Source organism: Streptomyces sp. NPDC034037 (assembly GCF_055575715.1).
Genome location: NZ_JBVISC010000002.1, coordinates 646,886 through 667,867, shown reverse-complemented (window position 1 = coordinate 667,867; position 20,982 = coordinate 646,886). Strand labels below are relative to the sequence as shown.

23 protein-coding genes and 2 pseudogenes are annotated in these 20,982 nt (G+C 72.8%); 13 read left to right on the top strand and 12 right to left on the bottom strand.

Annotation, left to right across the window (positions count from 1 at the left end):
• The first annotated feature begins 3 nt into the window (after positions 1-3).
• Both ACZ516_RS08595 and ACZ516_RS08590 read left to right on the top strand, forming a co-directional pair.
• Positions 4-1,200 (top strand): hypothetical protein, encoded by a 1,197-nt coding sequence (locus ACZ516_RS08595; RefSeq protein ID WP_469009216.1) that lies wholly within the window; start codon positions 4-6, stop codon positions 1,198-1,200.
• Positions 1,200-2,216: a serine/threonine-protein kinase gene (locus ACZ516_RS08590; RefSeq protein WP_358699036.1), complete on the top strand. Its 1,017-nt coding sequence runs from the start codon at positions 1,200-1,202 to the stop codon at positions 2,214-2,216. The genes ACZ516_RS08595 and ACZ516_RS08590 overlap by 1 nt, the downstream gene beginning before the upstream one ends.
• 18 nt (positions 2,217-2,234) lie before the next feature.
• Here the strand turns inward: ACZ516_RS08590 and ACZ516_RS08585 are convergent, their stop codons facing one another.
• Positions 2,235-3,533, bottom strand: a complete 1,299-nt coding sequence (locus tag ACZ516_RS08585) for a streptophobe family protein (protein WP_469009214.1) — start codon at positions 3,531-3,533, stop codon at positions 2,235-2,237.
• Between the two features lie 183 nt (positions 3,534-3,716).
• Here ACZ516_RS08585 and ACZ516_RS08580 point away from each other — a divergent pair, with 183 nt between their 5' ends.
• Together ACZ516_RS08580 and ACZ516_RS08575 are read left to right on the top strand one after the other, a co-directional pair.
• Positions 3,717-5,003: a DUF6777 domain-containing protein gene (locus ACZ516_RS08580; RefSeq protein ID WP_469009212.1), complete on the top strand. Its 1,287-nt coding sequence runs from the start codon at positions 3,717-3,719 to the stop codon at positions 5,001-5,003.
• A gap of 49 nt (positions 5,004-5,052) precedes the next feature.
• Positions 5,053-5,493 (top strand): OsmC family protein, encoded by a 441-nt coding sequence (locus ACZ516_RS08575; protein WP_469009210.1) that lies wholly within the window; start codon positions 5,053-5,055, stop codon positions 5,491-5,493.
• 7 nt (positions 5,494-5,500) lie between these two features.
• Here the strand turns inward: ACZ516_RS08575 and ACZ516_RS08570 are convergent, their stop codons facing one another.
• Positions 5,501-6,361, bottom strand: a complete 861-nt coding sequence (locus tag ACZ516_RS08570; RefSeq protein WP_469009207.1) for an alpha/beta fold hydrolase — start codon at positions 6,359-6,361, stop codon at positions 5,501-5,503.
• Between the two features lie 353 nt (positions 6,362-6,714).
• On the opposite strand from ACZ516_RS08570, the gene ACZ516_RS08565 reads away from it, so the two are divergent.
• A complete protein-coding gene (locus ACZ516_RS08565; protein WP_469009621.1) occupies positions 6,715-7,896 on the top strand; it encodes a right-handed parallel beta-helix repeat-containing protein in 1,182 nt (393 codons plus the stop codon).
• 27 nt (positions 7,897-7,923) lie between these two features.
• Here ACZ516_RS08565 and ACZ516_RS08560 read toward each other — a convergent pair whose 3' ends face one another.
• Entirely contained in the window at positions 7,924-9,447 is a 1,524-nt protein-coding gene (locus ACZ516_RS08560) for an MFS transporter (RefSeq protein ID WP_469009205.1), read from the bottom strand.
• A gap of 168 nt (positions 9,448-9,615) precedes the next feature.
• Here ACZ516_RS08560 and ACZ516_RS08555 point away from each other — a divergent pair, with 168 nt between their 5' ends.
• A complete protein-coding gene (locus ACZ516_RS08555) occupies positions 9,616-10,095 on the top strand; it encodes a MarR family winged helix-turn-helix transcriptional regulator (protein ID WP_469009203.1) in 480 nt (159 codons plus the stop codon).
• A 33-nt stretch (positions 10,096-10,128) separates the two neighbouring features.
• On the opposite strand, the gene ACZ516_RS08550 is transcribed toward ACZ516_RS08555, so the two are convergent.
• Positions 10,129-11,262 carry a glutamate--cysteine ligase gene (locus tag ACZ516_RS08550; protein WP_361082572.1) on the bottom strand — a complete coding sequence of 378 codons (1,134 nt, stop codon included), beginning with the start codon at positions 11,260-11,262 and terminating at the stop codon, positions 10,129-10,131.
• Positions 11,263-11,417: 155 nt separating this feature from the next.
• On the opposite strand from ACZ516_RS08550, the gene ACZ516_RS08545 reads away from it, so the two are divergent.
• The 4 genes and pseudogenes from ACZ516_RS08545 to ACZ516_RS08530 all read left to right on the top strand — a co-directional run.
• Positions 11,418-12,383, top strand: a complete 966-nt coding sequence (locus tag ACZ516_RS08545) for an LLM class F420-dependent oxidoreductase (protein ID WP_469009201.1) — start codon at positions 11,418-11,420, stop codon at positions 12,381-12,383.
• A gap of 76 nt (positions 12,384-12,459) precedes the next feature.
• Complete coding sequence (locus ACZ516_RS08540) at positions 12,460-12,879, top strand: hypothetical protein (protein WP_469009199.1); 420 nt, start codon at positions 12,460-12,462, stop codon at positions 12,877-12,879.
• 165 nt (positions 12,880-13,044) lie between these two features.
• Complete coding sequence (locus tag ACZ516_RS08535; protein WP_361082578.1) at positions 13,045-13,446, top strand: hypothetical protein; 402 nt, start codon at positions 13,045-13,047, stop codon at positions 13,444-13,446.
• A gap of 4 nt (positions 13,447-13,450) precedes the next feature.
• Positions 13,451-13,549, top strand: a pseudogene (locus tag ACZ516_RS08530) (DUF6766 family protein); the annotation flags it as partial.
• Between the two features lie 9 nt (positions 13,550-13,558).
• Here the strand turns inward: ACZ516_RS08530 and ACZ516_RS08525 are convergent.
• The 4 genes from ACZ516_RS08525 to ACZ516_RS08510 form a co-directional block, all read right to left on the bottom strand.
• Positions 13,559-14,581 carry an iron-containing redox enzyme family protein gene (locus ACZ516_RS08525; protein WP_469009197.1) on the bottom strand — a complete coding sequence of 341 codons (1,023 nt, stop codon included), beginning with the start codon at positions 14,579-14,581 and terminating at the stop codon, positions 13,559-13,561.
• On the bottom strand, positions 14,578-14,829 hold the full coding sequence (locus tag ACZ516_RS08520) for a CDGSH iron-sulfur domain-containing protein (protein WP_358589508.1): 252 nt from the start codon (positions 14,827-14,829) through the stop codon (positions 14,578-14,580). The genes ACZ516_RS08525 and ACZ516_RS08520 overlap by 4 nt, the downstream gene beginning before the upstream one ends.
• Positions 14,813-15,508: a HemK2/MTQ2 family protein methyltransferase gene (locus ACZ516_RS08515; protein ID WP_361082582.1), complete on the bottom strand. Its 696-nt coding sequence runs from the start codon at positions 15,506-15,508 to the stop codon at positions 14,813-14,815. The genes ACZ516_RS08520 and ACZ516_RS08515 overlap by 17 nt, the downstream gene beginning before the upstream one ends.
• A 216-nt stretch (positions 15,509-15,724) precedes the next feature.
• A complete protein-coding gene (locus ACZ516_RS08510; protein ID WP_469009196.1) occupies positions 15,725-16,243 on the bottom strand; it encodes a DUF6328 family protein in 519 nt (172 codons plus the stop codon).
• Positions 16,244-16,392: 149 nt separating this feature from the next.
• On the opposite strand from ACZ516_RS08510, the gene ACZ516_RS08505 reads away from it, so the two are divergent.
• The gene (locus tag ACZ516_RS08505) at positions 16,393-16,620 is read left to right on the top strand and encodes a DUF5133 domain-containing protein (protein ID WP_361082586.1); all 228 of its coding nucleotides are present in this window, start codon (positions 16,393-16,395) and stop codon (positions 16,618-16,620) included.
• 28 nt (positions 16,621-16,648) lie between these two features.
• On the opposite strand, the gene ACZ516_RS08500 is transcribed toward ACZ516_RS08505, so the two are convergent.
• The 3 genes from ACZ516_RS08500 to ACZ516_RS08490 form a co-directional block, all read right to left on the bottom strand.
• Entirely contained in the window at positions 16,649-18,046 is a 1,398-nt protein-coding gene (locus tag ACZ516_RS08500; RefSeq protein ID WP_469009194.1) for an NADP-dependent succinic semialdehyde dehydrogenase, read from the bottom strand.
• 172 nt (positions 18,047-18,218) lie between these two features.
• On the bottom strand, positions 18,219-18,635 hold the full coding sequence (locus tag ACZ516_RS08495; RefSeq protein WP_361082590.1) for a CBS domain-containing protein: 417 nt from the start codon (positions 18,633-18,635) through the stop codon (positions 18,219-18,221).
• A 98-nt stretch (positions 18,636-18,733) separates the two neighbouring features.
• Positions 18,734-19,207: a nuclear transport factor 2 family protein gene (locus ACZ516_RS08490; RefSeq protein WP_361082592.1), complete on the bottom strand. Its 474-nt coding sequence runs from the start codon at positions 19,205-19,207 to the stop codon at positions 18,734-18,736.
• Positions 19,208-19,312: 105 nt separating this feature from the next.
• On the opposite strand from ACZ516_RS08490, the pseudogene ACZ516_RS08485 reads away from it, so the two are divergent.
• A pseudogene (locus tag ACZ516_RS08485) lies at positions 19,313-19,438 on the top strand (TetR/AcrR family transcriptional regulator); the annotation flags it as partial.
• A 75-nt stretch (positions 19,439-19,513) separates the two neighbouring features.
• The gene (locus ACZ516_RS08480; protein WP_469009193.1) at positions 19,514-19,951 is read left to right on the top strand and encodes a nitroreductase/quinone reductase family protein; all 438 of its coding nucleotides are present in this window, start codon (positions 19,514-19,516) and stop codon (positions 19,949-19,951) included.
• 67 nt (positions 19,952-20,018) lie between these two features.
• Here ACZ516_RS08480 and ACZ516_RS08475 read toward each other — a convergent pair whose 3' ends face one another.
• The gene (locus ACZ516_RS08475) at positions 20,019-20,909 is read right to left on the bottom strand and encodes a glycoside hydrolase family 19 protein (RefSeq protein ID WP_361082596.1); all 891 of its coding nucleotides are present in this window, start codon (positions 20,907-20,909) and stop codon (positions 20,019-20,021) included.
• Positions 20,910-20,982: the final 73 nt, after the last annotated feature.

Sequence of the window (20,982 nt, the reverse complement as noted above, 5' to 3'; positions counted from 1 at the left end):
GCGATGACCCCCGCGGACTTCCGCCCCACCCATGTGGTCCCCCAGGACGGACTGCCCGCCTGGGAGGCACCGGACGTGGAGCGTCCGACGACCCCTCTCGACGCGCTGCTGCCCGTGCGGCTGGTCGACCGGCTCGGCGACTGGGGCCGGATCGTGTGCGCCAACGGCTGGTCGGCGTGGGTCGACAGCCGGCTCCTGGTCGCCGTTCCCCGCGATCCGCCGGGTGCGAGCGGCCCCCTGACCCGCACGGCGGACCCGCGCCCACTGCTGACCAGGACGGAGGACGCCCTTGGCCGTTACCGGCGGGCGGCGGAGGAACTGGCGGGCGGTGGCGACGGGGAGTCCTTCCGGCGCGGGACACGCGGGCTGCGGGTGGGCGTGGTCGTGGAGGGCGAATCGGTGTGGCTCTACGACGCCGACCACGAGCGGTGGGTGTACTGCGACGGAACGCGGCTCAGTACGTACGCGGCGACGGAAGGGCCGGCCACCGATGGGCGTGGCGATGACGACGAGGCCGGCCAATCCCCACGGGCAGCCGCCACCGCCCCCGGCGCTTCCCCGCCGCCCGCCGAGGAACCGACCCGCCTCGTCCCCGCCGCGCAGGAACCGACCGACGGAACCGACGGCTCGACCGCCGGGGTGGGACCGGCGCCGGGGGAGACACAGGTGGTGGGTGAGGCGGCGGGGCCAGGGCCAGGGCCCGGGGAGACGCAGGTGGTGAATGAGGTGGCAGGGGCAGAGCCGACGCGGGTGGCGGGCGAGACGGTGGAGCCGGGGGAGACGCAGGTGGTGAATGAGGTGGCGGGGGCAGAGCCGACGCGGATGGTGGGGGAGGCGGGGGAGCCCGGGGAGACGCGGGTGGTAGACGAGGTGGCCGGGCCTGAGCCGACGCGGGTGGCGGGCGAGACGGTGGAGCCGGGGGAGACGCAGGTGGTGAATGAGGTGGCGGGGGCAGAGCCGACGCGGGTGGTGGGGGAGGCGGTGGAGCCCGGGGAGACGCGGGTGGTAGACGAGGTGGCCGGGCCTGAGCCGACGCGGGTGGTGGAAGCCGAGCCGACGCAGAGGGTGGGCGAGGTGGTAGGGCCGGGGGAGACGCGTGTGGTCGATGGGTCGCACGCCCCGCACGGCGGTCGGCCCGCCCCGTTTCTGCCGCCCGAGGGGGACGAGCCCGATCAGCCGCTCCGGTTCGGTGACGCCTGATGGCGGCCGCGCCGGGCGAGGGCGGCCCGAGCCCGCACTCCGGGCGGCCCTCCGAGCTGATCGGGCAGCGCATCGCGGACTACCGGGTCGAGGGCGAGATCGGCCGCGGCGGCATGGCCGTCGTCTACCGGGCCAAGGACCTGCGCCTCGACCGGACCGTCGCCCTCAAGCTGCTCGCCCCCGAACTCGCCCGCAACGACACCTTCCGGCGGCGCTTCACGCATGAGTCACGCGTCGCCGCCGCGATCGAACACCCGCACATCGTGCCCGTCTTCGAGGCGGGCGAGACGGACGGGGTGCTGTACATCGCCATGCGGTACGTGCCCGGCAGCGATCTGCGCCACCTGCTCGACCACGGCGGCCCGCTCTCCGTTACGGCCGCGCTGCGCATCGCCACCCAGATCGCGTCCGCGCTCGACGCGGCGCACGACCACGGCCTGGTCCACCGGGACGTCAAGCCCGGCAACATCCTCATCGCCAAGGGCACGGACAGCGACCACCCCGAGCACGCCTACCTCACGGACTTCGGCCTGACGAAGAAGTCCTTGTCGCTGACCGGGTTCACGACCGTGGGCCAGTTCGTCGGGACCCTCGACTACGTGGCGCCGGAGCAGATTTCGGGCCGCCCGGTGGACGGCCGATGCGACGTCTACAGCCTCGCCTGCGTCGTGTACGAGACCCTGGCGGGCGGGCCGCCGTTCCAGCGCGACGACGACATCGCCCTCCTCTGGGCCCACCAGTACGACCGGCCGCCCCGCCTCACGGAGAAGCGGCCGGGTGTTCCCGCCGGCCTCGACGGCGTCCTGGCGAAGGCGCTGGCCAAGAGCCCGGAGGACCGGTACGGGTCGTGCCTCGAATTCGCCGCCACGCTGCGGGCGGCGGCCATGGGCAGCCGTACGGACGGCCACCCCCCGACGTGGGTGGACCGCCGCGTAGAGCAAGCCCCGGCCCACCCGGGCGCGCCCCCCGATCCACCCCGCTGGGCCCAGCCGGTCTTCCGGCGGCTGACCGACTAGATTCCCGCCCCGGCCCCGTCAGGCCCTGGGCCGCACCTCGCCCCGCCGGTGGACCCGCCGCGCCAGCACCCCGCCGAGGAACCCCGAGACCAGACCCCAGGGCACGGCCAGAAGCAGCGCCTTCCAGAGGTGCGGCCGCAGCTCCACGAGGCCGGACAGGCCCCCGCCGAGATCCCCGATGCCAAGGAGCGAGAGCCCGTAGTGGGCCGACACGCCCGCCAGGAGACAGACGGCGAGCACGGTGAGGGCCAGCGCCACCGCCATGTGCGCGGCGTGCTGCCAGGCCCGCATCCGGGCCGGGGAGCGGGCCGCCATCAGGAACGCGGCCGCCACCTCCAGGACCGCCGCGACGACCAGCAGCCACCACACCCGCCCGTCGTACTCGGCGAGGGTCCGCAGGCTGAGCGTGGAATCGGCCGGCGTACGCAGCACCTCGTCGAGGACCCGCGGCATGGGCAGCCCGAACGGCCCGTCGACCCGGCCCTCCCAGGACGCGCCGAGCCCCAGGGTGAAGGCGAGCCAGACGAGGTTGGGCAGCCCGAGCAGCAGCACCGCGAACGTCTCCGCCGTATGCCCGCGGGTCGCCGCGACGACGAGCCCGGCGACGAGCCCCAGGGCGGCGTACGCCAGCAGCAGGAACACCATGGCGAACGCCGCGGGACGCACCGATTCCTGGAAGCGCAGCAGGCGGGCGGGGAGCGGGGCCCCGCGCGAGACGAGCAGCGCCACGACGAGGACGCCCGCGAGCCACAGCAGCCCGAAGACGAGGGTCAGCGGCACGTCCGTCTTGAATCCGACCTCGGGCGAGGAGTCCAGCAGATCGCCGATCTCCCCGACGGGCCCGTCGCCGAGCGCGATGGCGAAGCGGTGCCGGGCCAGCAGGGCCAGGCCGGTGAGGAGCACGACCCACAGCACCGCGATCCGGGCGGCCCAGCCGGCGAGTTCCCTCACGTCGGCGACGGCCCGGTGCCGCAGCGGCCGGAGGAACCCGGCGGCGAGCACCAGAGCGCCGGCCAGGCTGACGGAGAGCGGGAGCACGGAGAGCCCCGCGTCCGTCTCGGCGATCATCCCGGCGTCGCCGGAGAGTCCGACGGAGCCGCCGACCGCCATCACGACGACGGCCGCGACGACGCTCGGGAACGCCCCGCCGGGCAGGTCGGCGGCTCCCGCGGCCCACAGGCCGAGCCCGGCGACGACGGCCATGGCCGCCAAGGAGGCGAGCACGGCCACAAGGGCATGGGGCCAGCCATGGGGGGCCCGTCGGCTCTGCTCCGGGCGCCTCGCCCCGGCCCGCCGCGGCGGTGTCTGCTCGCTCACGGTGCCACGCTAAGCAGCGCGGGACCGGTCCGCCTTTCGAGAGGGCCTTCGGGAGGGTCTTCGGGCGGGCGTGGGGGAGAGCCGGCCGGCGTCGACTTGCGGGCCCCCGGACACCGAGGCACACAATAGGCGCGTACCGGAATAAAAGGTACGTCGCCGAATCCCCTACGCAGGGAAGTGTTCGTGAGCGTCGAACCGCCGTCGTCAGGACGCCCCACAGGACCCCCTTCGGGCCCGCTCTCGGGCCCTTCGCGGCCGAGCCCCGGGCCGGGCGAGACCCAGGCGGGCGCGAGCCCCGCCGGCTCGACACCGCCACCGGGTGGCGCGCGTCCCTCGGGACCGTCGAGCGGCGGCCCGCCGGGCGGTCCAACCGGTGGCGGGGGCCGCGGCGGTGGGTCCGACGGCCCGGGCGGGGGAGGCTCCCGAGGGGGTCGCGGAGGAGGCCGCCCGTGGTGGAAGTCGGCGCCCCGCGTCGCGGCGATCTCCGCCGCAGTGGTGGCCGCGGTGATTTTGGCCGTCGTCCTCACCCGCCCCGAGGGCTCGTCGAAGTCGCGCGGCGAGGTCCTCCTCCAGCCCGCGGGCAAGTCGGGGCCCGACCCCTTCACCGAGTCGACGGCCCGCGAGGGCTCCACGCCACCGTCACCGAGCGAGCTGCCCAGCTCGTCGGCCTCGGCCAACGTGACGCGCGGCGTCGACGGCGCGGCGCCCGGCCTCTACGGCGGGACGCGGAAGGTCGGCAGCTGCGACGTGGAGAAGCAGGTCGGCGCGCTCCAGAAGGACCCGGCGAAGAACAAGGCGTTCGCCTCCGTCCTCGACATCGAGCCGTCCGGCGTCCCCCGCTACCTGCGCTCGCTCACGCCCGTGCACCTGCGGCTGGACACCCGCGTGACCAACCACGGCTACCGCGACGGCCGCGCCACCGGCTACCAGGCCGTGCTGCAGACCGGCACCGCGGTGCTGGTCGACGACCACGGCGTGCCGCGTGTGCGCTGCGCCTGCGGCAACCCGCTGCTGCCGCCCGTCGCGCAGAAGAGCACACCGCGGCAGACGGGCGACGCGTGGCCCGGGTACCGGCCCTCGAACGTCGTGGTCGTGGCGCCCGCCACCCAGGTCGTGAACCAGTTCGTGGTGTACGACCCGGACAGCGGCGACTGGTTCACCCGGGGCAAGGGCGACACGGGCACCGGCGACAAGAAGACGAAACCCCCGGCGACCAGGCCTCCCTCCCGGCACCCGGACACCCCGTCCCCCGACGAGTCGACCTCGACGGCCAGTACGCCGCCGTGCGACGGGCGGTCCCCCGGGGCGCCGCCGGCCAGCTCGTGCCCGCCCTCGTCGGTCCTGCCGCCCTCCTCGTCGGCGCCACCCTCCTCACCCCTCACGCAGCCGCCCTCCTCGGCCGAGGAGGAGTCGCCCGCGTCCGACCCGGCACTGCCGCCGTCGTCCCCCGAGGTGGACGGCAGCCCGTGAGCGAGCGGAAGTCACGGGCCCGGCGACGGCGTGACAGTACGCTCCTCGCATGACTGACAATGCGCTGCGTTCCGTCACCATCGAGCGGGCAGGCCCGGGCCGGTTCACCGTGACCAACGCCCGGGGCAGCACGCTGACCTTCGGCACCGGCGGAGGTGCCGACTTCACGCCGGTCGAGCTGTTCCTCGCGGCGATCGGCGGCTGCAGCGCGGCCGACGTGGAGGTCGCCACGAGCCGTCACGAGGAACCGACCGCGTTCACCGTCACCGTGACCGGCCACAAGGTCGAGGACGAGGGCGGCAACCGGATGTCGGACCTGGGGGTCGCCTTCCACGTCACGTTCCCGGACGGTCCGTCGGCGGAGCGGGCCCGCACGATCCTGCCCCGGGCCGTGAAGACGTCGCATGACCGGCTGTGCACGGTCAGCCGCACGGTCGAAGCGGGCACCCCGGTCACCGTGACCGTCTCCGACGGCACCGGCGAGGCCTGACATATCGTCAGGCGCGCAGCGCCTCCGCCATGTGCTCGGCGAAGGCCGCCGGGTGCGTGGTCAGGCCGGTGTGTCCACCGGGGAAGTGCAGCAGCTCCGTGCCGAGGCGGTCGGCCAGGAACGCGGCCGGGCGGTAGGGGAGTTCGCCGCGGGAGTCCTCGCCGCCGGCGAGCACGAGCCGGGCGGACAGCGCCGCGAGGCGGCCCATGTCGGGAACATAGGACATGAACGCGGGCACGATCCGGCTCACGAAGTACGGCAGGTCGGCCATCGTCCGCTCGGCCCGGGCCGCCGCCTGGGGCGGCAGGGCGAGCTCGGCCTCCGCCCGCCGAGCGGAAGCCCCTGCGTCCGCGACCTTCCCCCGGCCCCCGGCGAGTCCGGCCGCGAAAACGGACATCGCCGGCATGACTCCCTCCGCACGGAACGTCTCCCGCACGCGCGCGATCAGTGCCCGGTGCTCGCACGCGTCCGGCAGGACCTCCACCAGCGGCGGCTCGTGGGCCACGACGCGTGCGACGCGCTCGGGGCGGGCGGTCAGCAGGTGCACCGCGGCGATTGCCCCCGAGCTGGTGCCGAAGACCCGTGCCGGTTCGCCGGGTGACAACAGGTCAAGGATGCGGGAGGCGTCGTCCGCGTGCTCGGTGACATGCTGCTCGGCACCGGGATCGTCCAGCGGACTGCGGGACATGCCGCGCGGGTCGTAGGTCGCGACGGTGTACTCGGCGGCCAGCTCGTCGGCGACGGGGTCGAAGGCGGCCGCACCGCCGGTTCCCCCTGGGATCAGCAGCAGGAGCGGACCTCGCCCGCGCATTTCGTAGTGCAGACGCGCGCCGCTGACGCGCAGACTGCCGTGGGTGGGGCCGTTCATGAGGATGCTCCTTCGTCGGACGTGGGCCAGTGCTCCAGGAGGGTGTGGAGGGCGTCGAGGGCACGGTTCCAGGACTGCCGCACCGGCCGGGTGTGCCCGAAGCCCTCCGCCGCCTCCAGGGCGACGAACCACCTTCACGGGTCGTTTCGGCCGACCGTTCCATCTCTTGAACGCTGTTCACGTCTAAGAACTAGAAACATGTACGTGACTATTGACGCGTTCCCCTCAACTTCCTAGGGTCCACTGCAAGCGCTTTCCCCCCGCGTGGCAGCGGCTCTGTCAAGCCGCTCGTTCACGTATCCGAACACGAACGTGTCTGGAGACAAACGGTGAAGCTGACTCGCACGGTGCACATGACCCCCGTCGCCGCGTCCGCCGCCCTCCTGGCCGGTGCGCTCGTCGCGCTGCCCGGACCCGCGGCGCAGGCCACGCCCACCCCGCCCCTGGCGGCCGACGCCCTGTACGTCGCGCCGAACGGCACCGACGCCGCCACCGGTACCCAGGCGAACCCGACCACCCTCGCCGCGGCGATCACCCGCGTCACTCCCGGCGGGACGATCTATGTGCGCGGTGGCACCTACCGGTACGCGAAGACCGTCACGATCCCCGCGGGCAACAACGGCACCTCGGCCACCCGCACGAAGCTGACCGCCTATCCGGGGGAGACCCCCGTCCTGAACTTCTCGGCCATGGCCGAGGACCCGGCGAACCGCGGGCTCGCCGTCAACGGCCGGTACTGGCACGTCAAGGGACTCGTCGTGGAGCGGGCCGGCGACAACGGCATCTTCGTCGGCGGCAGCGGCAACATCATCGAGCGCACCGTGACCCGCTTCAACCGCGACTCGGGGCTCCAGCTCTCCCGGATGGCCTCCAGCACCCCGCGCGACCAGTGGCCCTCCGACAACCTCATCCTCAGCGCGCTCTCCCACGACAACGCCGACTCCGACGGTGAGGACGCCGACGGCTTCGCCGCGAAGCTCACCACCGGCCCGGGCAACGTCTTCCGCTACGCCGTGTCCCGCAACAACATCGACGACGGCTGGGACCTCTACACCAAAAAAGACACCGGGCCCATCGGCCCGGTGACCATCGAGGACTCCCTCGCGTACCGCAACGGCACGCTCTCCGACGGCACCGTGAACTCCAACGGCGACCGCAACGGCTACAAGCTCGGCGGCGAGGACATCGCGGTGAACCACGTCATCCGGCGCAGCATCGCCTACGCCAACGGCAAGCACGGGTTCACCTACAACCGCAACCCCGGCAAGATGGCGATGACCGGCAATGTCGCCGTCGACAACGCCCAGCGCAACTTCTCGTTCGACGCCGGCACCACGGTGTTCCGGGACAACGTCTCGTGCCGCGCCACGAGCGGGTCGAACGACAAGGCCGTCGGGGACGCCGACGGCTCGAACCAGTTCTGGTCCGGCTCGAACGGCTCCCGGTGCTCCGCCTACTCCGGCGCGCTGAAGTGGTCCTTCGCGGCGGACGGGCGGCTGGTCGTGTCCTTCGGCGGCACCCGGGTGGCACCGTGACCGCTCGAAGGGCACGCCGGCGCCGGGTCAGGCGATGGCGGTGTCCGCCGACTCCGGCTTCTTGGCCGCTTCCGCCGCCGTCGTCGTCTCCGCCGTCTCCGCCTGCGCGAGCTTGCGCACCTGCGGCTTGTGCTTGGTGAGGCCGACCAGCGCCACCGCCACGATCAGGACGAACGCGACACCGGCGATGGCGAAGCTCAGCGTGAACTGGCTCTCGGCGGGCAGCGGGGGCGCCCCGGCCGGCAGGTGGTCGAGCGTCTTGGACGCCAGCAAGGAGGTGATGATCGCGCTGGCGACCGCGCTGCCGACCGACCGGGAGATGGAGTTGAGGCCGTTGGCGATGCCGGTCTGGTGGTGCGGGACGCTCGCCACGATGAGGGCGGGCATGGCCGCGTAACCAAAGCTGATGGCCACACCGATCAGCAGGCCGGCGAGGATGATCGACGCGGACGTGTCGTGCGCGAGGGTCAGCCAGGTGAAGCCCGCCACGCCGAACAGGGCGCCCACGGCCAGCGTGAACCGGGCGCCGATCCGCCCGACCAGCATGCCGCCGAACTGCGCGGCGAGCAGCGAGATCACCGTGGTCGGCAGCAGGTACTCCACCGAGGAGCGCAGGACCGAGGCCCCGAAGCCGTACCCGGTCAGCTCCTCGGGCATCTGCACCAGGTAGGCGACCCCGATGAACTGCGAGAACATCGCGAAGCCGAGGAACAGCCCGGCGAGGTTGGTGAACAGGACCGGCCGGTGGGCGAACATCCGCATGTCCACCATGGGGGCGCGGACCGTGCGCTCCACCAGCGTCCAGACAGCCGCCATCACGAGGGCCCCGGCGAACAGGCCGAGCGTGCGGGCCGAGGTCCAGCCCCACTCGTGGCCCTGCGAGATCGGCAGCAGGAGCAGGACGAGCAGCGCCGCCAGGGTCGCCGCCCCGAGCCAGTCGGTCCGGCCGCCCGTGGTGGACCGCGAGGTGGGCACGCGCATCAGGACGCCGAGGAGAGCGACGACGGCGAGAGCGGCCGCGAGCCAGAAGACCCGGTGGTAGTCGGGGTCCGAGCCCTGGGTGAGCAGGCCGGCCGCGACGAGGGCCAGACCGCTGCCGACCGCGAGCGTGCCGCTGACCATGGCCATCGCGCCGTGCAGCTTGGCCGGCGGCATCTCCTCGCGCAGGACCGAGAGGGCGATCGGGAAGATCGCGGTCGCGGCGCCCTGGAGCACCCGGCCGACGATGAGCCACAGCAGGGAACTGGTCGTGGCGGCGAGCACCGAGCCGGCGATCATCAGCAGCAGGACGCCGACCAGGGTGGGCTTCTTGCCGTGCATGTCGCCGAAGCGGCCGAGCAGCGGGGTGAACACCGCGGCGGACAGCAGGGTCGCGGTGGTGACCCAGCTGACGTTCGCGGTGGAGGTGCCGAGGTCGCTCTGGATGATGCTCATGATCGGCACGACGAGGGTCTGCATCATCGAGACGATCATGGCGGAGAGGCCGAGGACCAGGACGAGCGAGGTGTCTCCGGCGGAGCGTGTGTGCGCCGCGCGAGCTGTGGATGTCACGGGTTACTTCCGTACGTCGAACGCGAGGGGAATGAGGCCCTGGCCTGGCCGAGGGCGGAACCAGAAGCCTGCGAAGGTGCAGGACCTAGAAGGTTGATGTCTTCAAGCAATGAGGTAGAGGTAAACATCGAAAGTTGAGGTAGTCAAGTTTCGCGTTAGGGTTGACCCATGCCCGAGACCCCTGGAACCACTCGCTCCGCCGCCCAGACCCCGCCCCCGGGCGCGCGGCCCGGGGTGTCCAACGCCCTGCTGCTCGACGCGCTGTGGGCTTCCATGGCCGGTCTCTACTCGGATCTGACCGCCGCCGCCGCCGCGCACGGCCTCACCTACAGCCAGGCCAAGGCGCTGAATGTCCTGCACCGTGGCGGCCCCGCCTCCATGCGCGCGCTGGCCGCCTCGTTCCGCTGCGACGCCTCGAACATGACGGGGATCGTCGACCGGCTGGAGAGCCGTGGCCTCGTCCGCCGTGAACCGAGCCCCACCGACCGCCGTGTGAAGAATGTCGCGCTCTCCGAGGAAGGGGTGGCCGCCGTGGAGAACATCCGAGCCGGCATGCACGCCACCCATCAGGCGCTCGACGCGCTGAGCGGCGAGGACCGGGCCACTCTCCAGAGCCTGCTCACCCGCCTCGCGCCCCCGGCGGGCTGAAGCCCGCCGGGGGCGGTCGTCACCCGGCCCCGCTCACGCCTGGGTGCGGCGGGCGCACTCCGTGACCATGGCGCTCAGGCTGCCCGTCCGCTCCAGCAGGTCCCGCTGGATGCGGGCGCCGGTGCCGGCGTCCAGCAAGCCGCTCGCCGTCTTGCGGGCCAGCTCCAGGTCGCCCGCCTCCTCCAGCGCGTCCCGGACATGGTCCAGCAGCGCCGACACCACCTCGCCGCAGGGCGCGGGCCGCATCGTCACCGGGTGCAGGAGGTCGTCCTCCAGGCCGGAGCGCGCGGCCCGCCACGTGGCGAGGCGCAGCAGGCTGACGCCGTGCCCCAGCGGGGGCCGCCCGGCGCGCCAGTCCCGCGCGGCCGTCTCGACCAGGGCGCGGGACAGGGCCGCGATCAGGATCGTCGTCGAGGACTCCAGGCACACGTCCGCGACCCGGATCTCGACGGTGGGGTAGCGGTGCGAGAGCCGGGCGTCGAAATAGACCATGCCCCGGTCGCGCAGCACCCCGGTGTCCACCATGGCGCGGACCTGCTCCTCGTACGCCTCGGCGGAACCGAAGATCTCGGTGGGGCCCGCCATCGGCCAGCGCCCCCACACCCTGTTGCGGTAACTGCTGTACAGGCTGTCGTTCCCGTGCCAGTACGGGGAGTTGGAGCTCAGCGCCACCAGGACCGGGAGCCAGGGGCGGATCCGGTCGATCACGGCCACCCCCTCCTCGTCCGACTCGACCGAGACATGGACGTGGCAGCCGCACGTGAGCTGTTCCTGGGTGGTGAGCCCGAACTGCTGCTCCATCCACTGGTAGCGGGTGCCCACATTGATCGAGGGGCTGACCGGCAGGGGAGAGGTGGCCAGGGCGGCGACCGCCGCGCCCACGTCACCCGCGTGCTTGGCCGCCGCCGTGCGCCACCGCACGACCTCCTCGGTGAGGCTGGCCATGTCCGTCCGCGGCTGCGTGGCGAACTCCAGCTGCTGTCCCGTCAGCTCCTTCTCGAACGTCTCTTCCTCGGGGTCGCGGTAGTCGTCGGCGTGCCGCTCGGCGCCCGTCGACTCGGCCGCGTCCTTGGCGGCCCGGGCCAGGACGGCCGAGGACAGGGCCTTGGGCTCGCCGCTCTCGCGATCGATGAGGAGAAGCTCCTCCTCCACTCCTACGGTGCGCAAATCGACGCTGCCTTTCTCCGTGACCTTCTTCGACCTTCGTCGGGCGGCGGGGCGCCGCCATGGTCCACGTACCCGCATGTCGGCCGCCCACCGCCTTCGGTGGCCCGAAGGCTGCCGGAGGTTTCAGCGGAAGCATTTCGGCAAACCGATGCATCATGGTGCAAATCGGCTACACAATGATGACCGAGCAGGCGGGGCCGCGCGCCCTGGTCGGGGATCTGGTCGCGGCGGAGCAAGCCGGCTTCGACTTCTCCGTGACCTCCGACCACTACTTCCCGTGGCTCGAGTCACAGGGGCACTCACCGTACGCCTGGAGCGTGCTCGGCGCCGCGGCGCAGGCCACCTCCCGCATCCCGCTCATGACGTACGTGACCTGCCCGACGGTCCGCTACCACCCCGCCGTGATCGCGCAGAAGGCCGCGACCATGCAGCTGCTGTCCGAGGGCCGCTTCCGGCTCGGCCTCGGCTCCGGCGAGAACCTCAACGAGCACGTGGTCGGTGCCGGCTGGCCCTCCCCGCAGGTCCGCCTGGAGATGCTCGAAGAAGCGATCGACATCATTCGCGCGCTCTTCACCGGCGACAACGTCAACCACCAGGGCGCCCACTTCGACGTGGCGAACGCCCGCCTGTGGGACCTGCCCGACGAGCTGCCGCCCATCGGTGTCGCCGTTTCCGGCGAACGGTCCTGCTCCCTGGCCGGGCGCCTGGCCGACCTCGTCATCGCGACCGAACCCAAGGCCGGGCTGCTCGAGTCCTTCGACCGGCACGGCGGCGGCGGCAAGCCCCGCGTCGGCCAGCTGCCCGTCTGCCACGACACCGACAAGGACGCCGCGATCGCCCGCGCCCATGACCAGTTCCGCTGGTCCGTCGGCGGCTGGCCGGTCAACTCCGAGTTGCCCGGCCCCTCCGGTTTCGCCGGCGCCACCCAGCACGTCACCCCCGAGGACATCGCCCGCCAGATCCCCTGCGGCGACGACGTCGACGACTTCGTGGCGGCCGTACGGCCCTACGTCGAGGCGGGCTTCACGGAGATCGCCCTCGTCCAGGTGGGCGGCGACCACCAGCGCACCTTCATCGACTGGGCGGAGAAGAACCTGCTGCCGGCCCTGCGCGATCTGTGACCCGCCGGGTACCTGCCGCACCACCGGGTACCCGTGACCCGATCAAGCATCAGCGACACCTCTGGAGAGAGTCAGCGTGAACGACACAGCGAACCCGGCCCCCACCGATCAGCAGCCCGACTCCCCGGATCTGGTGGAGGTCGTCCTCGGCGACTGCTCGGCGGCCGACGCGGACACCGTCTTCAAGGTGCTGCGCGACCACTTCCCCTCCGACCGGGGGGACGACGCGCCCGGCCAGACGCGCCGCCCCGACCCCGCCGTCTGGACCGGTGCCTTCGTCGCCTCCCGCACCCCCGATTCCGTCCACGGCGTCCTGCTCGCCGGCTCCGTCACCGCCGATCTGCAGGGCGGCCCCGTCGCGGTGGAGCGGCTGCGCGCCGCGCTCGCCTCGGCCTTCGAGGCGCAGACCACCGGCACCGTCTCCGGCGACCAGGAGGTCCAGGTGCAGCTGCGCCTGACCGGCGCCGAACACGGCCGGCCCCCCGCGGACGGCTGAGCCGTTCTCGGCCGTTCGGGCGCACTTTCGCGTGTCGGCCGGGCGGCTCGCGCCCACCGCACCGGGGTGCGGGCAACGTGACGCACGCTGCCCGCGCCCCGGCACGGACCACCGCCGGGCACCGCAGCCCATGGAACCGGCGGACCGTGAGGGAGACCAGGACTGGTGCGCGCGAAGAGCTCGGGTCTGCTCGCGGCGGCGCTGCTCGGCGCGCTCACCGGCTGCGGCGTCGACGCACGGGAGGACGCCGCCGTCGAGGCGGCGTCCCGCTTCGAGGCGAGTCTGCGCGCGACGGACACCGCGAAGGGCTGCGCGGCGCTAGCCCCCGGGACCCGCGACGAACTGGAGCAGTCCACCGACAAGTCCTGCGTACGAGCCCTGCCCGAGGCCGGTCTGCCCCTCGCGGGAGAGGTGCGGGCCGTCGATGTCTACGGACGCCAGGCACGCGTCGTGACCGACCAGGACACCCTCTTCCTGTCGTCCTACCCCGGCGGCTGGAAGGTGACGGCGGCCGGCTGCACCGCCCGCCCCGAGAAGCCGTACCAGTGTCTGATCAAGGGCGGTTGACCCCGTCGGATCGATGGCGATCTTCTCCGTCCACCTGCGCCAGCGGGGCTCACCCGAGTCGAAACCGGTGGGCTCGGCCCACCGGTCGACCGGGCGTCGAGGGCTGACGGCCTCACGGCGCGTCCGGCAACGGCGCGAGCAGCGCGCTGCGCCCCTGGCGCCACCGGGCCAGCAGCCGGGCGCCGAGGCGGTCCTCGACGAACCCGGTGGCCCGCACACCGAAGGCCACATCGGCGTCCAGCGCCGGCTCCGCCGCGAGCAGCCCGCCGACGACGTCCCGGCGCACCACCTGCTCGTGCACCGCGTCCGCCTCCACGTGCTCGTCGTAGAACCGCTGGGCGGCGGGCCCCGCCCCGGCCCGGCGCAGGGCCGCGGCGAGCCGCCGCGAACCGGGCGACGACGTCACCTCGACGGCCGCGAAGTGGCCGACCAGAGCGCCCCGCAGCGCGCGGTGCAGACCGAACAGGGACATGAGGTTCACCACGGTGAGGGCCTCGGCGGGCGCCGCGTCGGTGTAGTGGCCGTAGGCCGTCTCCAGCCCCAGGTCGGCCATCAGGTCGGCGAAGAGGCGGGCGTGGATCTCCTCGGCCCGGCCGGCGCCGAACTCGTCGTACTCGATGGCCACCATCGCGGCCTTGGCCCGACCGTGCAGCCGCGGGATGACCCAGGCGTGCGGGTCGGCCTCCTTGAGGTGGTAGAGCGAGCGCAGCGCCGCGTACTCCCGCAGCTGCCACAGCTCCCCGTCGCGCTGGAGGTGGTGGCTGACGCTCGACTCGTCGTGCCCGACCGGTTCCACGAGCAGCTCGGCCAGCGCCTGCTCGGCGCTCGCGTCGGACGGCACGTCGGCCCGCAGCGCGTCGAGGAAGCGCCGCTCCAGCGCCTGCCGCAGGGCCAGCAGCTCCGGGTCCCACTCCCGGTCGTCCGCCACGCCCCGAAAGCCCTGGTAGTGGAGTTCGTACAGGACGTAGAGGGCGAGCTGGAGGTCGTCGCCGTACGGATCGGCGTCGGCCGCCCGCCGGCGGAGGTCCGCGAGAGGCCGCTCGTGCGCCAGCGCGGCGACGACGCCCTCGGACAGGGCGCCGCGGGCAGCGGGGAGGTAAGGGCTGTGCAGACGTGACTCGACCACGGTCGTCATGAGGTGGGGTCCGATTCCTTGGGGTGCGCCGACCCGGCCCGGCCGCCGTCGGGCTTCACCCGGCGGCGGTGGCTGGTGTCGCACCACGGGTAGCTGCGGCTGCGGCGGCACGTGCAGATCGCGACGGCGAAGCGGTCGGAGGTGGAGACGGTTCCGTCGTCGCCGACGACCTCGACCGGGCCCTCCACCAGGAGCGGCCCCTCCGGGTCGACCGTGACGCGGCGGGGGCGTTCAGCGGAGTTCGGCACGGATGACCACCAGTTCCTCAAGGCTCTCGTCGTCACCGAGGAGGTTGCGTCGGCGCAGCCACGCCCGGCGCGAGCGCAGCACGGGACCGAACGGGATGAACTCCCGGTCGGTGACCTTGGCGTCCATGCCCAGAGCGGCGAGGCGGTCGAGCGTGGCGTCCACGCCGCACAGCCCCGAGTGCACCATCAGCAGGACGCCGCCCGGGCGCAGGGCACGGGGCGCCGCGTCACAGACGCGGTCCACGACCGCCCGCCCCGCGGGGCCGCCGTCCCAGGCCCGTGCCGCGCCGCGCCGGGGCAGGAAAGGGGAGGGGGAGGGCACGTAGGGCGGATTGCTCAGCACGAGGTCGTAGGGGCCCTCCGGTGCCGCGGCCGTCAGATCGCCGTGGCGCACAGTGACCTTCTGGCCGGCCATGCGCGCGTTGAACCGCGCCGTCAGCACCGCTCGCCAGGAGATGTCGACGGCCGCCACCCGCGCCCCCCGGCGCGCCGCCGCCACCGCGAGCGCCCCGGTGCCGGTCCCCAGGTCGAGGACCGAGCTGCCCTCGCCGATCCCCTCGCGGTGCAGGGCCCGCGTCAGCAGTTCGGTGTCGTACTGCGGGGCGTACACCCCGGGCGGGGCGATCAGGCGCGCCGGCCGGACCGGCGGCGGCATCGTGATCCGCGTCTGAGTGGTCATGCGGCTTCTCCCGTCCGAGCGAGCTCCACGAGGGGCGCTCCTCCTTCCACAGTCCGACGGTTCGCTCCCCGACACCACCGGAGACCTCACCGGCAGTGACCTGTCACGAACAGCGCGGATCGCTTCATGCGTCTGTCAGGCACCTTGGGTGCCCGCGCGGCGGTGATCCACACCTGCGTGATCGGTGCCGCCGCCTCCTCGGGGCGGGTACGCCGGTCAGTCCTCCGACGTGTGCCGGTGCCGCGCCCAGGCGGGCAGCACGAACCAGCACAGCAGGTACCAGCCGACGACGACCCCGACCAGCCACGGCACCAGGGCGTCGTCGGTGGCGACCCGCAGCACCAGCAGGAGCGCGGAGGTCAGCGTGCCGAGGAGCAGGACGAGACCGACGAAGGTCATGCGCGAGGCCCACACCACCGCCTGCGGTTTGATGCGCCGGCCGGAGACGATGCGGTGGAAGGAGACCGGGGCGATGAGGGTGCCGGTCGCGGTCGAGCCGAGGACGACCGTCACGACGTAGATCGTGTGCTCGACGTGGTCCAGCTGCGTGTACCGCGGCGTGAAGGCCACGGTGAGGAGGAAGCCGAACAGGATCTGTACGCCGGTCTGGGCGACCCGCACCTCTTGGATCAGCTCGGTCCAGCGGCGGTCGGCGCGCTCGAAGTCCGTCTCGCGGCGGCCCTCGTCGCGTGACGCCCCGGCCCCGCCGGCCTGCCCGCTGTTCGGCGCGTCCATGCCCCGAGTCTGCCCAGGAACCGCGGAAACGACAATCCGGGACGATCCGCCTCGTCGGGAAATTATTCGCCGTACGGTGATTCGCCCGGCGGCGGCCGGGCAGACGGGCGCCGAGTGCATGTCTGACCCACATCCTGAGGAGGACCCTCGTGCTGTTGGCACACCCCGCCGTGCTGAAGGACCTGGTGGAGCGCTACAAGGCACTGGCGGTGCTGCGCGCCGACCAGGGCGGCGCCGCAGGGCGACAGGAGTTCGCGGACGTCTCCTACAGCCTGTGCGTGGCCACCGGCACCAGTGATGTCGACGCGGCGCTCGTGGCCGCCAGCCACCAGCTGCCGGGGGCCAGGGTCACGGACGACTCGCTGCTGTCCACCTGACCCCGGCCCCCGCCTGTTCGGTCGGCGCCTACTCGGTCGGCCCGTGCCAGACGGTCGTGGCGTTGCAGAACTCCCGGATGCCGTGGCCCGAGAGCTCCCGTCCGTAACCGGAGCGCTTGACGCCGCCGAAGGGCAGGCCGGGGTGGGACGCGGTCATGCCGTTGAAGAAGACACCGCCGGCCTGGAGGTCCCGGACGCAGCGTGCGATGTCGCCCTCGTCGCGGGTCCAGACGTTGGAACTGAGCCCGAACGGCGTGTCGTTGGCGAGCGCCAGCGCCTCGTCCAAGTCTGCCACGCGGTAGAGGGTGGCCACCGGGCCGAACGTCTCCTCGCGGTGGATCCGCATCTTCGGGGTGATGTCCGCGAGGACGGTGGGGGAGTAGAACCAGCCCCGCTCCCGCTCCTCGGGGCGCTGTCCGCCGCAGAGCGCACTCGCGCCCTGGCCGAGCGCGTCGTCGACGAGTTCCTCCAGGTCGGCGCGGCCCTGCTCGCTGGCGAGCGGGCCCACGTCGGTCTCCTCGGCGAGCGGGTCGCCCACGGTCAGCTCCCGCATCCCGGCGACGAACATCTCCCTGAAGTCGTCGTAGACGTCGGCGTGCACGATGAAGCGCTTGGCGGCGATGCACGACTGGCCGTTGTTCTGCACCCGGGCGGTCACCGCCGTCCGGGCGGCGCGCTCGACGTCGGCGCTCGGCAGCACCAGGTACGGATCGCTGCCGCCCAGTTCGAGCACCGTCTTCTTGATCTCGTCGCCGGCGATGGAGGCCACCGAGCGGCCCGCGGGCTCGCTGCCGGTCAGGGTCGCGGCGGCCACCCGCTCGTCGCGCAGGATGCCCTCGATGGCGTCCGAGCCGACGAGGAGCGTCTGGAAGCAGCCCCCGGGATACCCGGCCCGGCGGAAGAGGTCCTCCAGGTACAGGGCCGTCCTCGGTACGTTCGACGCGTGCTTGAGCAGGCCGACGTTGCCGGCCATGAGGGCGGGGGCGGCGAAGCGCACCACCTGCCAGAGCGGGAAGTTCCACGGCATCACGGCGAGCACGACGCCGAGGGGGCGGTAGTGGACGACGGCCCGTGACGCGCCAGAGTCCGTCACGTCGGCCTGCGCCGGGTGCTCGTCGGCGAGCAGTTCCTCGGCGTTCTCGGCGTACCAGCGCATGGCCTTGACGCACTTCGCCGCCTCGGCCCTGGCCGCCTTGACGGGCTTGCCCATCTCCGTGGTCATGGTGCGGGCGACGCTGTCGGTGTCCGCTTCCAGCAGGTCGGCGGCGCGGCCGAGGAGGCGGGCGCGTTCGGCGAAGGTGGTGGTGCGGTACCGGTCGTGCGCGGCGGCGGCGGCCGTCAGGCGGCGCTCGACCTCCGCGGGCGCCAGCGGCTCGAACTCCTCGAGCGTCTCACCGGTGGCGGGGTTGACCGTGGCGATGGGCATGCCGTTCCTCCTCGGGGCGCCCGGGGGCGGGGGATCACGGGGTGGGACTGGGGCGGTGGCCCGCCGCCGTTCCACCCTAGGTCGGCGCATGCGCGAGGGCATGCGGAGGGACGGGGCGCGCGCCCCGGGCGTCCCTTTTCGGGGGCGGCGCGCTCCGTCCCATGGCGGGCCGTCAATCGGTGGAGAGGGCCTCCAGGAGCTGTCCGGCCTTGGGGTCGGACAGGGCGCGGGCCGCGTCGGCGAGCGCCACCATGCCCACCAGCGAGTGTCCGTCGATGACGGGCAGCCGGCGCACCTTGTGGCTGGTCATGGTCGCGAAGACCTCGTCGACGCCGTCGTCCGCACCGATCGTCACGGCCTCGCTCTGGGCCAGCTCGCCCACGAGGACCTTCGCCGGGTCCTTGCCCTTGCCGAGGACCTTCACCACGATGTCCCGGTCGGTGATGACGCCCTTGAGGCGGTTGTCGGTGCCGCAGATCGGCAGGGCGCCGACGTCCAGCTCGGTGAGCTTGGTGGCTGCCTGGGCGACGGTCTCCTCAGCCCCGGCGCATTCGGCGCCCGGAGTCATGATGTCGCGTGCGGTGGTCACGTGGACCTCCTTCGCGGTCGATGACGGTTCGGCCTGGCCGCTCCAGGCCGCTGTCCCCGGTCGGGTGCCCCGCCCACAGGGGCAAAACACCCTTCCGCTCACAGCCCGAGCCCGGTGAGTCCCGGGTGCCCGTCGGGCCGGCGCCCGAGCGGCCAGCGGTACAGGCGGTCCGACTCCTCGATGGGCAGGTCGTTGATGCTCGCGTGGCGGGCCCGCATCAGGCCGTGGTCGTCGAACTCCCAGTTCTCGTTGCCGTAGGAGCGGTACCACTGCCCCGTGCCGTCGTGCCACTCGTAGGCGAAGCGCACCGCGATACGGCGCTCGTCGTGGGCCCAGAGCTCCTTGACGAGCCGGTAGTCCAGCTCCCGGGCCCACTTGCGGGACAGGAACGCGACGATGGCCGCGCGCCCCGTGACGAACTCCACGCGATTGCGCCAGCGCGAGTCCTCGGTGTAGGCGAGGGCCACCTTCTCGGGGTCGCGGCTGTTCCAGGCGTCCTCGGCGAGACGGACCTTCTCGACGGCCGTCCGACGGGTGAACGGCGGCAAGGGCGGACGGGCGGGCACGGTCATGGTCTGCTCCACGGGTGGGACGAACGGGCGGGACAAACGGGCGGGCGCCGAGCGGGGAGAACGCTCGTTCTCTTCGGCTCCGCCACCCTAGAAGAACGCTCGTTCTACGACTGGCTGTACGAGTGGTTCGCCGAACCGGACTTCAGGGGCTGCGCCTTCGTCAACGCCTACGGGGAACTGGGGGCCGTCGACCCCGCGGTCGCCGACGCCGTGCGGGCGCACAAGAGCGCCTAGGTAGTCGTGGAATGCGCGGCAGTTGCTGGCGGCGCCGTAAGCTCCGACCTCTTGACATGAGGAGGGGCAGCAATGGCGAAGACGTACCGCATGAGCGCCGGTACGCGGGTGATCAACCGCGTGTTCCACACGATGACCCGGCTCGGCATCGGCAAGGGCTACCGGTACAACCTGACGGTGCGCGGCAGGAAGACCGGACGTTCGTACTCCACACCGGTCGACGTGATGGCCTCCGGTGACGGGCGCTGGCTCGTCGCCGCCTACGGGGTGAGCGAGTGGGTGCGCAACGCGCGCGCCGCGGGGCAGGTCGGCCTCAGCCGGGGCGGCAGGTCGCGCACGCACGGGGTGGTCGAGCTGGACGCGCGGGAGAGCGTGCCGGTGCTGCGCCAGTACTGGCGTGAAGTGCCCGTCACCCGGGCCTACTTCGAGGTGAGCGCCGAGTCGTCGGACGAGGAGTTCGCCGCCGCGGCGGCCCGTCATCCGGTGTTCCGCCTGGTGCCCCTGGACTGACGCGCCGGGCGGGCCCGACCTGGGATCGGGCCCGCCCGGCCGGTGGGGGGGCGGCGGGTGTGCGGCCTCAGCAGCTCAGGTTCGAGCCCGGGGTGGTCCCGAGGATCTGCGTGAACGCCTTGTAGCGGTCGACGCGGCTCTGCACCTGGGCCGGGTTGGCGCCGTTGCACTCCAGGGTGCCGTTGATCGCGCGGATGGTCTCACCGAACCCGGCGCCGTTGACCATGGCGTTGTGCGGGGTCATGGTGCCGGGGCCGCTCTGGGTGTTCCAGTACCAAAGCCCCGTCTGCCAGGCGATGGACGGGTTCTGCTCCACCAGGTAGGGATTGTTCAGGAGGTCGATGCCGAGGGCGTCGCCCGCGGCCTTGTAGTTGAAGTTCCAGCTGAGCTGGATCGGGCCGCGGCCGTAGTAGGCGGCCTGTCCCGCGGGGCAGCCGTAGGGCTGGGTCTTGTCGCAGTAGTGCGGGTAGTTGTTCTGGTTCTGCTCGACGACGTGGACCAGGCCGCCCGTCTCGTGGCTGACGTTGGCGAGGAAGGCCGCGGCCTCCTGGCGCCGGACGGTGTCGCTGCCGGTGTTGGCGAAGCCCGGATAGGCCTTGAGCGCGTCGGTCAGGCCCTTGTAGGTGTAGAAGGAGTTCCGGTTCGGGAACATCTGGTTGAACTGGGCCTCGCTGACCACGAATCCGGACGGGTCGGGGTTGCCCGGGTCCGTGCCGCCGCCGCAGGTGCCCTGGTCCGCCCAGACGTCGGAGCGCCCGGGGGTCTCGTTCTGGGTCCACCACTTGGCGGTCCAGTTGTGCCCGTTGTACGAGGCGGACTTGCCGCCGGTGTAGACCGTCGAGGAGCTCCAGGGGGAGGCGCACGCGGCGGCGGACGCCGTGGTGGCGGCGGGGCCGAGGACGAGCAGCGCGCCGGTCGCGGCGAGGGCGGCCGCGAGGCTGGTGAGGCGTTTGAGCATGCGACATCTCCTAACGGGCGGCACGGGGGAGGAAGCGTGCCGCCATGGGGGTGTCGTGACTCAAGCGAAATGG

What these genes read in the sequence shown, in the direction of transcription:
- ACZ516_RS08595 (WP_469009216.1), top strand. Translation starts at nt 4, where the DNA reads ATGACCCCCGCGGACTTCCGCCCCACCCATGTGGTCCCCCAGGACGGA.
- ACZ516_RS08590 (WP_358699036.1), top strand. Translation starts at nt 1,200, where the DNA reads ATGGCGGCCGCGCCGGGCGAGGGCGGCCCGAGCCCGCACTCCGGGCGG.
- ACZ516_RS08575 (WP_469009210.1), top strand. Translation starts at nt 5,053, where the DNA reads ATGACTGACAATGCGCTGCGTTCCGTCACCATCGAGCGGGCAGGCCCG.
- ACZ516_RS08570 (WP_469009207.1), bottom strand. Translation starts at nt 6,361, where the DNA reads ATGAACGGCCCCACCCACGGCAGTCTGCGCGTCAGCGGCGCGCGTCTG.
- ACZ516_RS08565 (WP_469009621.1), top strand. Translation starts at nt 6,715, where the DNA reads ATGACCCCCGTCGCCGCGTCCGCCGCCCTCCTGGCCGGTGCGCTCGTC.
- ACZ516_RS08555 (WP_469009203.1), top strand. Translation starts at nt 9,616, where the DNA reads ATGCCCGAGACCCCTGGAACCACTCGCTCCGCCGCCCAGACCCCGCCC.
- ACZ516_RS08545 (WP_469009201.1), top strand. Translation starts at nt 11,418, where the DNA reads ATGGTGCAAATCGGCTACACAATGATGACCGAGCAGGCGGGGCCGCGC.
- ACZ516_RS08525 (WP_469009197.1), bottom strand. Translation starts at nt 14,581, where the DNA reads ATGACGACCGTGGTCGAGTCACGTCTGCACAGCCCTTACCTCCCCGCT.
- ACZ516_RS08515 (WP_361082582.1), bottom strand. Translation starts at nt 15,508, where the DNA reads ATGACCACTCAGACGCGGATCACGATGCCGCCGCCGGTCCGGCCGGCG.
- ACZ516_RS08510 (WP_469009196.1), bottom strand. Translation starts at nt 16,243, where the DNA reads ATGGACGCGCCGAACAGCGGGCAGGCCGGCGGGGCCGGGGCGTCACGC.
- ACZ516_RS08500 (WP_469009194.1), bottom strand. Translation starts at nt 18,046, where the DNA reads ATGCCCATCGCCACGGTCAACCCCGCCACCGGTGAGACGCTCGAGGAG.
- ACZ516_RS08490 (WP_361082592.1), bottom strand. Translation starts at nt 19,207, where the DNA reads ATGACCGTGCCCGCCCGTCCGCCCTTGCCGCCGTTCACCCGTCGGACG.
- ACZ516_RS08480 (WP_469009193.1), top strand. Translation starts at nt 19,514, where the DNA reads ATGGCGAAGACGTACCGCATGAGCGCCGGTACGCGGGTGATCAACCGC.
- ACZ516_RS08475 (WP_361082596.1), bottom strand. Translation starts at nt 20,909, where the DNA reads ATGCTCAAACGCCTCACCAGCCTCGCGGCCGCCCTCGCCGCGACCGGC.